Origin of the sequence: Nocardioides sp. LS1 (genome assembly GCF_003865225.1) — a bacterium.
Lineage (GTDB): Bacteria > Actinomycetota > Actinomycetes > Propionibacteriales > Nocardioidaceae > Nocardioides > Nocardioides ginsengisegetis.
Genome location: NZ_BIFF01000001.1, coordinates 794,577 through 807,245, shown reverse-complemented (window position 1 = coordinate 807,245; position 12,669 = coordinate 794,577). Strand labels below are relative to the sequence as shown.

The window sequence follows — 12,669 nt, the reverse complement described above, 5'->3', positions numbered from 1 at the left end:
CGGCATGGCCGATCGCGCCTCAGCGGTGACCCATGAACCGAACCACCGCCTCGAAAGGTTCGCTCCCCACCGCCCGGCCGGCCCAGCGGTGAGGCACGAACCCTTTCGGTCGGTGAAGCGGTTCACACCTCACCGCTCCACCCGACCAGGGGCCGACTCGAGGCTCAGGCGTCCACGGCGAGGATCGGCGTGATCCACGACTGGTGGGTGGCGGCGTTCTTGGTGATGGCCAGCAGCTCGTCGACGTGCGGCTCGAGGCCGGTGACCTTGTCGAGGGGGACGCCGATGATCAGCTGGAAGCCGAGCCCCTTCCAGGCCTCGACGGCGCGGCCGGCGAACTCCGAGTCGGCCTTCACGAAGCCCTCGTCGAGGAAGACGGGTGCAAAGCGCGGGCGTGACCGCATCTCGTCGCCGAGCCGAAACCGCAGCGCCGACCCCACGATGAACGCGACCAGCTCCTGGCTCTCGCCGCCGCTCTTCTCCCCCAGAGTCCGGTAGGTCGCCTTCATCTCGCCCGTGGTGTGGTCGTAGCGCTCGGCGCTGATCTCCACGTGGCGGCGTACGTCGAGGAGCCGGTCGCGGTCGGAGCCGCCGACGGGCTGCTCGCCGGACTGGGTGGGCTTGCGCAGCTGCTGCATGAAGCGGCTCAGGTCGGTGAACCGCTGCTCGAGGTCGGCCTCGGCCAGGTCGGTCGTCGACTCGGCGGCCAGGGCGCGCAGGTCCTTCATGAAGACCTGCACGTGGGCCGGGCTGAGGCGGCGCAGCCGGATCCGCAGCCGGTGGCCGGACGCACCGAACTCCAGCCGCCGCAGGATCGCGTTGATCGGCTCCAGACGGTCCTCGATCTCCTCGATCGAGGCGGCCATGGCGCCGACGAGCGGCACGAGGTCCTGGCCGCTCCACTCAGTGAGCCGGCGGCGCCACTCGGCGCGGCGCTGGGCCAGCCCCTTGCCGCGGATCTCCTCGAGGATGCGGGCGAAGTCCGGGTAGGAATCAGCGCTCGCCACGAGGTTGGGCGAGTCCCAGTGGAAGGTGTAGACCCGGAAGATCGCGACCAGGTCCTCCTCGGCCCGTCGGATCTCGGTCTGGGCATCGGACACGGCCGCCTGCAGGCGCTCGGTCAGCCGGTGGGCGTTGGCCTGGAAGCGGTCGATGTCGTCGGGGTCGTCGGGCGTGACCGCGGCGGCCAGCTCGACGGCGAGCGAGGCGTCCTGCTCGTCCGTCAGCGTGACCGTCCCGGCGCGCTCGAGCGCCTCGATCCGGTCGTTCACGAGGTCCTCGGACTCGACCAGCTCGCCGTGGCGGGCGGTCAGCTCCTCGCGACGCCGGTCCAGCTCGAAGCGGGCCCGCTGGGCGCGGTCCAGCCGCTCCACGAGCGTGTCGATCTGTCCCTGCAGCACCTGGAGGCGGTCGTCGGCAGCGAGGATCTCCTCGCGGCGACGCTCGAGCTCGGAGATGCGGCGGTCGCTGCCCTCGACGTCGAAGTCGTCGAAGCGCGCCGCGGCGACGGCGTCGTACGCCGCGCGGAGCCGCTCGTGGACGCTGCGGGTGCGGTCGATCTCGCGCACGTCGTCCTCGATCGCGCCGAGCCGCTGCTCCAACGCCGCGATCTCCCGGTCGATGTCGGCGATCGCGTCCTCATTGGAGAAGCCGATGATGTCGCGGACGTCGTTGCGGCCGTGGGCGCCGCGGCGGCCGCTGCGGGTCTGCCCCGCCAGGGTCACCCGCAGCCCGTCGCCGTCGAGGTCCGACGCCGTCTCCACGCAGAGCGCATCGCGCGCGGGATCCGCGACGTGGGCCTGGACCCAGCCCGAGAACGGCGAGTCCTTGTGGAGCAGCTTGCCGGAGATACGTTCAGGGTCACCGGGGCCGCGGTCGGGCAGGTCGAGCGCCACGCCCTCGAAGGTGAGCCGACCGCGCAGCCGCAGCCCGTCGATGCCCCGGGAGAACTCCTCGAACCGGTCGAGCGGCACGAGCATCACCCGGGCCGAGCCACCCAGCACGGTCTCGACGGCCGTCCGCCAGCGCGCCTCCTCCGGCGCGACGTCGACCAGCTCGGCCACGAACGGCAGCTCCTCGACGTCCAGCCCGCTGGCGCGCGCCACCTCGGCGCGCAGCTCGTGCATGCGGGCGGGCATCCGGCCGGCGCGACCCTCGAGGGAGGCCCGCTCGCGGCGCAGCTCGCTCAGCCGCTGGCTGAGCGGGAACCCCTTGTCCCGGGTGGCGTCGCGCTCGTGGGTCAGGCGAGCCAGGTCGTCCGCGGCGGTGCTCAGCCAGCGTCGGGCCCGCTCCTGCAGGGCCGAGAACGCCTCCACCGACATGAGGGCCTCGTCGACCTTGGCCGCGTCGTCGTCCGCGGCGTCGATCAGCGGCAGCAGTCGCTCCTGCAGCACCGCGCGACGGCCGAGCCGGTCCTCCCGGACCACGGCCTCCTGCTCCAGCGACAGCGCGAGCGACTGGAGCGTGCCGCCACCGGCTGCGCGGTGCTCCTCCTTGGCCGCCTCCAGGTCGGCCTGCAGCTCGGTCTCGGTCGAGACCGAGGCCGACAGCTCCTCGGTGGTCCGCGCCCGGGCCGCGCGGTTGTCCGCGACGGCAGCGCCGAGCAGCCGGGCGTGGGTGCGCAGCAGCCAGAGCCGCAACGGGCTGTCGCCCGGCAGCGTGACGCCGTAGGAGTCGAGCTCGGCGAGGCGGGCGCGGGCCGCGACCTGCCGCTGGTGGAGGTCGGAGATCGGGTCGAGCAGCTCGAGCTTCTGCTCCTCGGTGCGCATCGCGGTGTAGGCGGTGTCGAGGTCGTCGAAGTGCTCGATGGCACGGTCGGCGGCGGCGTACGTCGAGGGCTGCTCGAGGACCATGTCCTTGTAGAGCTCGTCGACGCTGCGGACGTGGTTGCCCGCCTGGATCCGGGCCAGCAGGCGCAGCGCCTTGGCCCCGTCGCCGTTGGCGCCGATCCCCAGGCGGGCGTGGAGCACCGCCGAGAAGTCGGCGTAGGTGCGGTGGACGCGGATGCCCGGGAAGAGCTTCTTGAGGGTGTTGGCGTGGAAGCGCTCCGGGACGGCGACCTCGAGCGTCTCGAGCGCGAGGGAGCCCTCGTGGGTCGCGAGCTGCATCTGCACGTCGCTGGAGCGGACGGCGCGCCTCGGCACGTAGTAGGTGCGGAGCGCGGTGAACCGGCCACCGCGGTCGTTGACGAAGGTCATCGCCACGGCACCCCAGGTGTCGGTGCCCCTGCCCCGGAGGAGCTGCTCGACGGGGCGTCCCGTCTTGGGGTCGTCGACGACGTCGACCGCACCGCGCAGGTAGGACAGGAGGGTGCGCTGGCCCGCGCTGCGGGCGCGACCGCCGACGGCGTCGTTGGAGGCGCCGTTGAACTTCGTGTCCGACGGCATCATCAGCGCGGTGTAGGCGTCGAGGATGGTGGACTTCCCGACGCCCGAGGCGCCGGAGATCATCGTCGCCTCGCCCCGCAGCGGGATCGTGGTCAGCCCGACGAAGCCGCCCCAGTTGACCAGCTGCAGCAGCGTGGCGCGCCACTGGACGGTGTCGTCCGTCGGGTGGTCGACCATCCCCTGCTCGAACAGGCCCTCGCTCATGCGTCCGTCCCCCCGGTCTCGTCGTCGGCCCCCTCGTTGGCGTAGCCGAAGAGCTCGCGCTCCTCGTCGAGCTCGCCGCGCCCGGCGCTGGCGTCGTTGGCCGCGCGCAACGCCTCGAGCAGCTCGCGGAGCAGCTCGAGCGGCAGCAGCGGCTCGACGGCCTCACTGATCTCGTAGCGGTCGTCCCCGACGGAGCCGATCAGCAGCCCCGACTTCACGACGCCGGCGACCGCGTTGCGGGCCCGGCGCTCGTCGCCGGCCGCGTCGGTGGCGTGGGCGGGGCGGAAGCTGGCGACGTACTCGACGAGGTCCTCACGGTCGACGTAGGTCTTGCCGTCTCCCCCGGCGTGCCCGGCACGGAGCCGGTCGCGCAGGTGCACCAGCACCAGCGTCTCCTCACGCGACCAAGCCGCGTCGTAGAGCAGCGTCGGGAACTTGCTGCCGGTCTCGGAGACGGCCTGCCGCTTCCACGCGACCTCTCGGACGCGGTCGACGGCGAGGTCGAGGAACACGTCGTTGAGCCGCGAGCGCAGGACCCGCTCGTGCTCGACCAGGATCCGCCAGTCGCGGGGATGCGTGCGGCTGCTGATGAACCGCTGCCGGAGCAGCGTCACGAGGGCGTGCCGCTGGGCGTACTCCAGGCCGCCCTCGTCCCCCTCGAACAGCGAGACGGACCGGTCGTCGAACTCGCCCTCCAGGTCGGTGTCGGCGTCGTGCTCGGTGTCGATGGTCATGCTCCGGTGTCGCTCTCGGGTCGGTCGGGGTCGGGCAGTCGGGTGCGGGGCACGGCGAAGGCGCGCCGTGACCCGTCGGGGCGTACGGCGTCGTAGGCCTCGAGGTCCTCCTCGCTGCCCCAGTCGCGGCCCGCCGCCAGGTGCAGCAGGCCGAAGATCTCCACCGGACGCCGCAGCGAGGGCTCGAGCCCGCTGAACAGCTCGCCGAGGGACCCGGCCGGGAGCAGCGAGGACAGCGTGGCGTCGAGGCGCTGCCGCAGCTCGGCCAGCTGGGGCCCGCCCTGGGCCATCAGGTCGGCCAGCGAGACCGGCGGGGCCTGGCTGGGGTCGGACTCCTCGATCGGGTCGGGCAGCACGTCGTCGGCGGGGTCGTAGAACCGCTCGCGCAGGTGCTCGACCGTGGCCCGCCGCGGGAGCAGTGGCACGTCGTGGGTCGCGCGCGGGCCGGTCGTGGCGAGCCAGCCCATCAGCTCGGACTCGAGCTGCCGCAGGGTCTGCTCGAGCTGGCGGTCCCGGACGGCGTCGTGGGAGACGATGTAGTCCTTCAGGGTCGCGGTGACCCGGGACCGCTGGGTCAGCACCCGGTCGAGGCCGTCGCGCACGAGGTGGACGGTGCCGCGCAGCTCCGCCCGGTCGGCGTCGCTGAGGATCCCGTCGGACAGCGGGTGGTCCAGCAGCGCGGTGAGGTCCTCGCGCAGCTGCGCCACCAGGGCGTCGTCGCGCAGGAGGGCGAACGCGCCCTCGAAGGCCCGGCCCTCGTGCGTGGAGGTCATCAGGGAGTCCGCGCGGGCGAGGTAGTCGTCGATGACCTCGCCGGCGGGTCGGTCCTCGGCGCGGAAGGCCGCGAGGACCTCCCCGCGGATCGCGGCGAAGCGCTCCTCGACCCGGGCGAAATCGCTGGGCAGGGCCGAGATCAGGCTCAGCAGCTCGGTGAACCCCTCGGCCATGAAGTCCTCGGTCGCGCCGACCATCTCGGCCCCGTCGACCAGCCGGTCCCGCTCGGCCTGGAGCCGGGCGATCTCCTCGTTGAGGATCGTCACGCGGGCCGTGCGGTCGGGGTTGGCCTCGGAGTTGAAGCGGCGCACGCTGCCGAGGATGGTCGCGATCCGGTGCTCGCTCAGCGTGGCCCGGTCGCGGGCGAGGCTCTTGACCAGCTCGAGCGCCTGCTGGGCGTGAGAGGTCAGGGAGTAGACCTCGTTGTCGCGCTCGTCGAGCGAGCGCACCAGCCACTGGCCGCGCATCCACCGGCGGCAGACCTCGTGGCCGCTGCCGACAGGCACGTCGGACTCCCCCGTGCGCCGCACCTGGGCGAGGTGCTCCTCGACCTGCGCGTGCAACCGCGCCGTCGGGATCGGCTTGTTGTTGCGCCCGAACGCCGCCCGGAAGATGGCGATCACCACCGGTGCCTGACGCTGGTGCAGCAGCGTCAGCGTCGGCTGGGAGAACGCCCCACGCACCCGGGCGAGCTCACCCGCGACCTCGCTCATCGACACCTCTCCATGGCCTTGTCCGACCGCCCAGCATGTCAGAGCGGGCCGACGGAGCCACGTCCGGGCGTCAGTCGGGCACAGGCACCGCGGTGTCCGTCGCAGCAGCGCGGGCCGCGCGCTCCTGACGGTCCATCAGCAGCATCAGCTCGATCAGCCCGGCGTGCCACCAGGCGTGCCCGTCGCGACCGCTCTCGGCGACGATGCAGAAGCACCGGTCGCAGGTGAAGAAGCCCCCGTGCGTGGCTGGATCAGAGCTCATCATTGTCCCCCGTGATGACCGCGTCCGAGACGGCCCCGCATGGCACGACCGCGATGGCACGAAGATACGGGACGTGACCCGAACGGACTAGGTGAACCACAGGAAAATTGCAGGTGGGGACCAGAACACACATCGTCCGGAAATAAGCAGAACCGCCGGCGTCTCGGGTCACCGGCGGTTCTGATGACTACGTTAGCGGCCGGTCCTGCAAGCCAGCCTCGGGATTCCCTCAAGAAACCCTCAAGGTTCCGAAAGTGAAGTTTCCAGCGGAAATGCGACGGTACGGCGGACCCCGGCGTACCGTCGAAGGATCCGGGCGCTTCTCGTGTCCCGCCACCAAGGCGCCTCCGCTCCCGGACCAATGCCCCAGAATCGCGGCGCCCGTGACCCTGACCGTTCGCTCCTCGATGAGTCCCCCCACCGTCCGCGTGCAGGTGCGCGGCGATCTCGACCTGTTCTCGGCCCGACGGGTGGGCATGCGCATCGACCGCGCCCGCCAGCAGGGGTGCCACCAGGTGCTGGTCGACGCCGGCGGGGTGACGTTCGTCAACGGGTCGGCGCTCGGGGTCTTCATCCGGACGCTCCGCGCGCTCACGGAGGAGTCCGGGTCGATGCAGTTCACGTCGGTGAGCCCGAGCTTCGAGCGGCTCTGCGCCCTCACCGGGATCGACACGGTGCTGGGTCTGGGCTCGCTCACCGTCCCCGAAACCCCCGTGGATCGGGGACGATGAGCAGTGCCGTTGCAGGCGCGACCATCGTGACGTCCCCGCCCGAGGCGGCGACACACCCGAACGGGTGACGATCAGTCCGGTCCGCCCGACGGCAGCGTGAACTCGAACACGGTGCCCTGCCCACCCGGGTTGTCGCGGGCGCCGATGCTCCCGCCGAGCCGGGTCACGATCCGACGGCAGATCGCGAGTCCGAGCCCGGTGCCCTCGTAGGCGCCGGTGTTGGCGCGGTGGAACTCCGTGAAGACCTTCTCGTGCTCGCCGGGAGGCACCCCGATGCCGTTGTCGGCCACGGCGGTCACGACGAGCCCGTCCTCGACCCGGCCGAAGACCTCGATCTTGGGCTCGACCCCGGGGGCGACGTACTTGACCGCGTTGCCGATCAGGTTGTCGAGCAGCTGACGCACGAGGACCGGGTCGGCGTGCACGGGCGGCAGGTCGCGCACGGTGACGAGCCCCTCGACCTCGCGCGAGGCGGCCACGTCGCGCACGATCGGCGCCAGGTCGACGCGTGCGAGCTCGAGGTCGGCGGCGTCGCTGGTGGCGTAGGCCAGCAGGTCCCGGACCAGCTCCCCCATGCGGCCGGCCGAGGAGCGGACGCGGTCGACGAAGTCGCGCAGCAGCGACGGGTCGAACTCCCCCGCCTCCATCTCGTCACCGATCAGCTCGGTCCAGCCGTCGATGGCGGCCAGCGGGTTGCGCAGGTCGTGGGCGACGACGCCCGCGAAGTTCGTGAGGTCCTCACGGCGGCGGTAGTCGTCGGTGACGTCGTGGAAGAGCAGCATCGCCCGGGCGCGGTCCTGGTCCTCGTCCCGCGGCAGGGGGACGGCCGAGATGGTGAGGACGCGACCCTGACCGTCGTCGCCGACGAGCACCTCGACGTTGCGCACGGTCTCGCCGCGCAGCGCACGCTGGGAGGGACGCTGCCCCTCCGGGATGGGTGAGCCGTCGGCGAAGGTCCCGGCCAGGCTCGGCAGCCCGGGCAGCGGACCGTCCGGGCCGTTGCCCATCGCCTCGCTCGCGGCGGGGTTGCGCATCAGGAAGGCACCGGTGTCGTCGATGACCGTGAGGCCCTCGGTCATCGAGGTGATGACCGAGTTGAGCAGCTCGGCCTGGTAGACCGCCTCCTGCTCGTTGCGCCGCACCTCGGCCTCGAGGCGGCGGCGCTCGTCGAGGCCCGTGGAGAGGCTCAGCCCCGTGACCACGATGGTCACGATGTAGAACTGCGCGAGCAACGCCCCGACCTGCGGATCCTCGACCGCGGCGAACGGCCCGATGTGGTTGAGCGTGAGCCGGATCGTGGCGATGCCGTTGAGGGTCGCGTACGCCGCCGAGACCACCGTCGTGTACCGCATGCCGACCCACACGACACCGGCCACGAGGGGGAAGGCGAGGGGCAGGTCGTCGAAGGTGAACGCGAGCGCGTACATCGCGATGGTGAAGGCCCCAGCGGTGGCGAGCTCGGGACGGCCGGCGGGTCCGATCACCGGCTCGTCGGCCGGCACGGAACGCAGTCGGGCCACCAGGAGCCCGGCGGGCACGACCATCAGCACGCCGCACAGGTTGCGGCCCAGCCAGAGCACCGCGCCGGTGCCGTCGAAGCCTCCGGCGAGCAGGGAGGTCCCGGCCGCCCCGAGGGCCGCCCCGAGGCCCGTCGCGACCACGGCGGTGGACAGGAACCGCACCAGCACCCCGGGCGAGTCGAGCGGGCGGTCGCCCCCGGCCCCCCACAGCTCCGGGCAGTAGCGCCGGACCAGGGCCACGGCGGCGAGGGTCTGCGCCACGTTGGTCACGACGAGGAGCAGGCCGATGTCGTACGGCGCCCCGGTGACCACGTTGACGGCGTACGTCGCGATCGCGAGCAGGGCCGTGTCGACCGATCGGGGTCCGGCGCCGCGGAGCAGGAACCAGAGCACGGCAAGACCGCCGGCCGGCCAGATCAGCGCGAAGGTCGTCCCCTCGCCGATCGTCCACCGACCGACGAACCCCAGTGCGACGTAGGCCGCCACGAACCCCGCCACCACGGTCGGTGACGAGTCCACGACGCCCTGTCGTCGGGTCCCCGACATGAGTTTCCCCTTACTGGGCCCCCACCCCGGACCGAGGCTAGTGGGAAATCCCGGACCCGTCGGGGAAACGCGCGAGTGGTCCGGCTCAGTCGTCGGAGGCGAAGTCCTCGTCGTGGGTGCCGGGCCGCGGCGCCCAGGGCAGCTCGCGCGCCGGGCGGACGACGATCAGCCGGTCGCCGCGCGCCAGCTGGGTGACCACCGGGTCGAAGTAGCGGTAGACCTTCTCGTCGCGCACCACCGCGATGACCTGGTCGGGCAGCGCCTGCGGCTGCTGGCCGACCTCGTTGACCAGCAGGTCGCGCTCGGCGACCTCGAGGCCCTCGCCGTAGGTCAGCAGGTCCTCCATGACCGAGCCGAGCATCGGCGACATCGAGGACAGGCCGAGCAGCCGGCCTACCGCGTCGGAGGAGGTGATCACCGAGTTGGCGCCGGACTGCTTCATCAGCGGCGCGTTCTCCTGCTCACGGACCGCCGCGACGATCCACGCGTCGGGGTTGAGCTGGCGGACCGTCAGGGTGGCGAGCACGTTGGAGTCGTCGCGGTTGGTCGTGATGATGACCTGGTCGGCCTCGGCGACGCCGGCGCGGCGGAGCACCTCGCGCCGGGTGGCGTCGCCCGTGACGACGGCCAGGCCGTCGGAGTGGGCGTCCTCGAGCGCGATCTTGCTGGGGTCCACGACGACGATGCCGTCGCGGTCCTGGCCGTTGTTGACGAGGGTCTCGACGGCGCTGCGACCCTTCGTGCCGTAGCCGATGATGACGACGTGGTGACCCATGGTCTTCCTCCAGCGGGCGACCCGGAAGAGCTCGCGGCCCTGCGAGGCGAGCACCTCCAGGGTGGTTCCGATCAGCAGCACGAGGAAGCCGATGCGGGCGGGTGTGATGACGAAGGCGTTGACGAGGCGGGCGCGCTCGGAGACCGGGGCGATGTCGCCGTAGCCGGTCGTGCTGAGCGTGACCGTCGTGTAGTAGATCGCGTCGGCGAGGTCGACGACCCCGGTCGGGTCGTTGCCGTCGCGGTAGCCGCTGCGATCGGCGTACACGATCACGACGGTGCCGACGAGGATGATGACGGCTGCGAGGAGCCGGCGGGTCAGGGCGTACCACGGGGACCGCACGGGCTCGGGCAGGGAGACCTTGCCGCTGGCGCGCCCTGCCATCAGGTCGCTCGGGTCGTCAGGCACGGTCGAGAATCTAGTCGACCGACCGGGTCAACCGGGCGGTGGTCGTGGTGGTCTGGGGGAAGACCGTGTCGAACGCCGCGTTGACCGCGGCACCGATGAGCACGGCGATGCTGACGAGGTAGAGCCAGATGAGCACCGCGATCGGCGCCGCCAACGGACCGTAGATCGACTTCGAGTCGGCGGCGGTGACGGTGAGGATCGCGCGCAGGACGTAGGAGCCCAGCACCCACACGACCAGCGAGAACGTCGCGCCGGGCAGGTTGAAGCTCCAGTTGGTCCGCACCGGGACCGACACGTGGTAGAGCGTGGCGAGGAAGCAGACGCAGATCACCACGACCACGGGCCAGTAGAAGTGCAGGACGAAGTCGAAGCTCGGCGGCAGCCAGTCGTCGACCAGGCCCGGACCCGCCACGACGAGTGGGATCGACAGCACGCCGGTGACCATGGCCAGCACGTAGAGGCCGAAGGACAGCGCGCGGGTCTTGATGATCCCGCGGTGCCCGCCGAGGCCGTGCATGATCGTGATGGTGTCGACGAAGACGTTGAGGGCGCGCGAGCCGGACCACAGGGCGAGCACGAAGCCGAGCGAGATCACGTCGAACCGTCCGCCGCGCAGCACGTCGTCCAGGGTCGGGATGATGATCCGGTTGACCGCGGTCTCGGTCAGGGCCCGCCGCGACAGGTCGATCAGGGCCGCCCGGACGTCGGTGACCTGGGCCGGCGAGAACTGGTCGGTCACGTAGCCGATCGCACCCGCGAGCGCGAAGATCAGCGGCGGCACGCTCAGGACCGCGAAGAACGCCGCCTCCGCGGCCAGTCCGGTCACCCGGTGGCGCAGGCACGAGCTCACCGTCGTGACGACCAGGCGCCAGAGAGTGTCGAGCGCCCGGTGGAGGCGATCGTCCGGGGCCGCCTCGGACGGCTGGTTCTCCGAGGGCGGCATGGCTCTACGGTATCCACATGGGCACTGACATCCGGGTATCCACCAACCAGGCGCCGCCGCTGGTCGGTCACAACGTCGTCACCGCCGACCGGGCGCTCGTCGAGGCGATCACCCGTCACGGCTCCGCCGACGTCGTCGAGGACCTGGCCCCGCTGGGTGCCGAGGCGGGGTCGGCCGAGGCCCGCGAGCACGGCATCCTCGCCAACGAGAACCACCCCCAGCTCACGCCGTACGACCGCTACGGCAACCGGATCGACGAGGTCCGCTTCCACCCGTCCTGGCACTGGCTGATGGAGCGGGCGGTGGGCCACGGGCTCGCCGCGACGCCGTGGGAGCAGGACTCCCCCCACGCCCACGTGCGCCGCGCGGCCGGGTTCATGGCCTGGTCGCACACCGAGCCGGGCCACGGCTGCCCGATCTCGATGACCTACGCCTCCGTGCCGGCGCTGCGCGCCGACGACGCGATCGCCAAGGAGTGGACGCCGCTGCTCGCCTCCACCACCTACGACCCCGGCCTGCGTCCCCCCGCCACCAAGCGCGGCGCCCTCGCCGGCATGGGGATGACCGAGAAGCAGGGCGGCTCCGACGTGCGGGCCAACGTCACCGAGGCGCGGCCGACCTCGGTCGACGGCGAGTACACCCTGCACGGGCACAAGTGGTTCACCTCGGCCCCGATGAACGACATGTTCCTCGTGCTGGCCCAGGCGGCCGACGGCGTGACCTGCTTCGTGGTCCCGCGGGTGCTGGCCGACGGCAGCCGCAACCGACTGGACGTCGTACGCCTCAAGGACAAGCTGGGCAACCGCTCCAACGCCTCCTCGGAGCTGGAGTTCGACGGGACGATCGGGCAGCGCCTCGGCGACGAGGGCCGCGGCGTGCGGACCATCATCGAGATGGTCGCGGCCACCCGCCTCGACTGCGTCCTCGGCTCGACGTCGCTGATGCGCCGCGCGCTGTCCGAGGCGTCCTGGCACGCCGCGCACCGCTCGGCGTTCGGCTCCCTGCTCATCGACAAGCCGCTCATGCAGAACGTGCTGGCCGACCTCGCGATCGAGACCGAGGCCGCCACGGCGCTGGCGATGCGGCTGGCCGCCGCCGTCGACGGTCTCGACAAGCTCGACGACCGGGATGCCGCCCACGAGGCGGCGTTGCGCCGGATCGCGCTGCCGCTGGCGAAGTTCTGGGTCTGCAAGAGGACCCCGTTCATGGTGGCCGAGGCCCTGGAGTGCCTCGGCGGCAACGGCTACGTCGAGGAGTCGGTGATGCCGCTGCTCTATCGCGAGGCCCCGCTCAACTCCGTGTGGGAGGGCTCCGGCAACGTCAACGCACTCGACGTCCTGCGCGCGCTCTCCCGCGAGCCCGAGGTGCTGACGGCCTGGATCACCGAGGTCGGCCGGGCCCGCGGCGCCGACGCCCGCCTGGACCGCGCCGTCGACGAGACCCTCGCGATGCTCGGCGACTCCGCCACGCTCGAGGTCAACGCCCGCCGGCTCGCCGGCCGGATGGCGGCGTGCCTGCAGGGTGCCCTGCTCGTGCAGTTCGCGCCGACCGAGGTGGCCGACGCGTTCTGCGCCTCGCGGCTCGGCACGTCGTACGACGGGGTGTTCGGCGCGCTCGAGAGCGGGGACCTGCGGGCCATCGTGGACCGCGCGACCCCCGCCCTCTGAGCGAGC

The 12,669-nt window shown here is 72.0% G+C and carries 9 protein-coding genes; 2 read left to right on the top strand and 7 right to left on the bottom strand.

Annotated elements, in window-relative coordinates; translation table 11 throughout:
• Positions 1-164 precede the first annotated feature (164 nt).
• From EJF31_RS03755 to EJF31_RS03740, 4 genes are all read right to left on the bottom strand, one after another.
• Positions 165-3,590, bottom strand: a complete 3,426-nt coding sequence (locus EJF31_RS03755) for an ATP-binding protein (protein WP_125035728.1) — start codon at positions 3,588-3,590, stop codon at positions 165-167.
• Positions 3,587-4,324 (bottom strand): DUF4194 domain-containing protein, encoded by a 738-nt coding sequence (locus tag EJF31_RS03750; RefSeq protein WP_125035727.1) that lies wholly within the window; start codon positions 4,322-4,324, stop codon positions 3,587-3,589. The genes EJF31_RS03755 and EJF31_RS03750 overlap by 4 nt, the downstream gene beginning before the upstream one ends.
• Entirely contained in the window at positions 4,321-5,811 is a 1,491-nt protein-coding gene (locus EJF31_RS03745) for a DUF3375 domain-containing protein (RefSeq protein WP_125035726.1), read from the bottom strand. The genes EJF31_RS03750 and EJF31_RS03745 overlap by 4 nt, the downstream gene beginning before the upstream one ends.
• Positions 5,812-5,881: 70 nt before the next feature.
• The gene (locus EJF31_RS03740; protein WP_125035725.1) at positions 5,882-6,073 is read right to left on the bottom strand and encodes a hypothetical protein; all 192 of its coding nucleotides are present in this window, start codon (positions 6,071-6,073) and stop codon (positions 5,882-5,884) included.
• A gap of 383 nt (positions 6,074-6,456) precedes the next feature.
• Here EJF31_RS03740 and EJF31_RS03735 point away from each other — a divergent pair, with 383 nt between their 5' ends.
• The gene (locus tag EJF31_RS03735) at positions 6,457-6,804 is read left to right on the top strand and encodes an STAS domain-containing protein (protein ID WP_185736125.1); all 348 of its coding nucleotides are present in this window, start codon (positions 6,457-6,459) and stop codon (positions 6,802-6,804) included.
• A 71-nt stretch (positions 6,805-6,875) separates the two neighbouring features.
• Here EJF31_RS03735 and EJF31_RS03730 read toward each other — a convergent pair whose 3' ends face one another.
• The 3 genes from EJF31_RS03730 to EJF31_RS03720 all read right to left on the bottom strand — a co-directional run bounded on the left by EJF31_RS03730 (position 6,876) and on the right by EJF31_RS03720 (position 10,996).
• Positions 6,876-8,870, bottom strand: coding sequence for an ATP-binding protein (locus EJF31_RS03730; RefSeq protein WP_125035723.1), 1,995 nt, complete (start codon positions 8,868-8,870; stop codon positions 6,876-6,878).
• Positions 8,871-8,955: 85 nt separating this feature from the next.
• A complete protein-coding gene (locus EJF31_RS03725) occupies positions 8,956-10,029 on the bottom strand; it encodes a TrkA family potassium uptake protein (protein ID WP_125035965.1) in 1,074 nt (357 codons plus the stop codon).
• A gap of 34 nt (positions 10,030-10,063) precedes the next feature.
• The gene (locus tag EJF31_RS03720; protein ID WP_125035722.1) at positions 10,064-10,996 is read right to left on the bottom strand and encodes a YihY/virulence factor BrkB family protein; all 933 of its coding nucleotides are present in this window, start codon (positions 10,994-10,996) and stop codon (positions 10,064-10,066) included.
• A 17-nt stretch (positions 10,997-11,013) separates the two neighbouring features.
• Here EJF31_RS03720 and EJF31_RS03715 point away from each other — a divergent pair, with 17 nt between their 5' ends.
• Positions 11,014-12,663 carry an acyl-CoA dehydrogenase family protein gene (locus EJF31_RS03715; protein WP_125035721.1) on the top strand — a complete coding sequence of 550 codons (1,650 nt, stop codon included), beginning with the start codon at positions 11,014-11,016 and terminating at the stop codon, positions 12,661-12,663.
• Positions 12,664-12,669: the final 6 nt, after the last annotated feature.